Here is a 2455-nt window from a genome sequence, read left to right on the forward strand (position 1 = left end):
GTTGTCGCTACCGGCTTGAAAACCAAGCATGTCTTTAACAAAGATAACCAGCCGATCCGAACCGAAACCACGGCCAGCCATGGTGAACGAACCGTCGAAACGAACCAATCCTTCGATGCAACGTTCAAATTTTTACCGACGCGGACTGAGCACGCGACTTACGCGAACGGATCGAGCCAGCGCTTGTATACGGATCGTACGTACAATAGCTGGGGCGGCCTGCAAGCCAGCACCCAGCCGTTGACCTGGGAGCAGCTTCAGAATCCGGCAACGAAAGCTTTATATACGACCCAACTGGAATACGAGCCGACGTATAAATTTGTCACGAAGCGAACCTGGCTGCAAAACGCCTCCACGACGCTAAGCGAGACGACACAGTATGATGCGCTGGGCCGAGTCGCCGCACTTACCAATGCCAAAGGCGAAACGACGCAGTTCAGCTATCGCGACCTGCCGACCGGCCGGGAGGTCGAAGTGGTCAAGCCGCTGGAGCAAGGGAAAACGTCTCGCACGGTGACGGTCTACGGGACAAGCGCCAAGCGGGCGTTCCCGACGAGCATCAAAACGACCTATACCAACGCCTACCAGACATTGACCGAGAAGGTGGAAAGCAAAACGTATGCCCTGCTGTTCGGTGTGGTAACCGGCGAAACTGACGAAAGCGGCCGCACGACGCAGTATACGTACGACAACGCGGGCAGGCTGACGGCCATTCGTTATCCAAGCGTTACCGGGCTGGACAACGCCGTCAACACGTTCACCCGGCAGCTCACGTACACGAAGCAAGCCACTTCACCGCTGTTTGACACGGTGAACCGCTATGCGCGGACGACGCTGCTGGAGAGTCGGCTGTGGCATCAGGAATCGAACCGTTATGTGGAAAACAAGCAGGAATTTTACGATGCGTTCGGTCAAGCGCTGCTGCTGGTGCAGGAAGGGGACCCGGTGCAGTACCGGTATGACGCGCTTCGTCGTCCCATCTATGCGAAGGATGCGGAGAACGGGATCGTCACAGCGGCCTATGACCCTTGGGGTCAGCCCGAGTGGGTCGATGCGCTGGGCAACCTGTATCGTACGGACACGAACCGAATGGAGCGAACAAGCACCAGCTACCTGATCGCGCGGGCCAACGTAGCCGCGTATCGAAGTAACCCGGCCCAGGACGCGTGGAAGGAAAATGTGCTGGAGACGCAATACGATCCCTTGGGGCAAGTGATCTCCCGCACCGGATACCCGGAATGGCCGAGCCGGAGCAAGACGGTGACGGAGCAGTTCGCGTATGATGCGGCGGGCAATCTGGTCAGCTACACCGACCCGCGCCAGTTCAGCACGACCTATGCGTATGATGCGCTGAACCGACTGAGCCGGGTGACCGATGCGCTGGGTCAAGTCACCGAGCAGGACTACACGCTGCTGGGACAAGTGAAAAGCCGCAAGCAAATCGGAGGAACGAGCAGTTGGAGCACCCAGTACGACTACAACGAGCTCGGCCAACTGCTGCGTAAAACCGACCCGGGCTCGAAAAGCGAGTCGTACGTCGTGAATCACGCGGGGTTGGTAGCGTCCAGGCAAAGCATGAATCAAACCCAGACGAGCTATACGTACGATGAAGCCAACCAGCTGACGAGCACCATCTCCGGCGGCACAGCACTGCGGAATTTCTATGGCGTCAGCCCGTTCGGGCCGTCTAAGCGGGAGCAGTTGGTCAGCGGTGCGGTGCGAAGCACGGCTACCTACGCGTACACCCCGCGCGGTTTGCTGCAGCAGAAGACCGTCACGCTGGACGGGCATGCCCAGACCTGGAACGCGAGCTACAACAAGCTGGGCAAGCTCACCTCGATCCGGGACGGCAGCGCCTTTGTCACGAATTACTTGTACGAGCCAGCCGCTGACGGCGTCGGAAAAACGACCCGGATCGACAAGGTGCAGCTAAACGGCCAGAGCACGCCATCCGCAGCGGATACCGCAACGGCCGATTATACGTACCAGGCGAACGGAACCTTGCAGTCGGTCACCTACCCGAGACTGGCGGACGGGACGTATGTGCAAACGACGTACCTGTATGACAAGATCAACCGGCTAACCAAGGTGACGAACAAAAAAGGCGCGGCTGTGTTATCGGAATATAGCTACACGTATGATAAGAACGGAAATATCACCGAGGTGCGGGAGCTTGTGAGCGGCACGGTGCAGACAACGACCCATCAGTACGACCCGCTCAATCGTTTGGAGCAGACGACGCGCCCTGGCGGGAAGGTGATCCGGTACACCTACGACGCGCGGGGCAATCGGACAACGGTGGCGAACAACGCGGAAGTGTTTGAGCCGAATTTGAGCCACTACACGTACAACGCGTGGGATCAGCTGACGGCCGTGACGAAAAACGGCGTGACCGTGGAGTTCGACTATGCGCCGGAGTCCGAGGGATTGCGGCTGAAGAAAAAGACGGCGGAGG

At 58.6% G+C, this 2455-nt stretch carries 1 pseudogene; it reads left to right on the forward strand.

Annotated elements, in window-relative coordinates:
- Nucleotides 1-2455: pseudogene (locus AC6ROY_RS25260) on the forward strand (hypothetical protein); the annotation flags it as partial.

This window comes from Paenibacillus sp. sg306046, assembly GCF_059821225.1.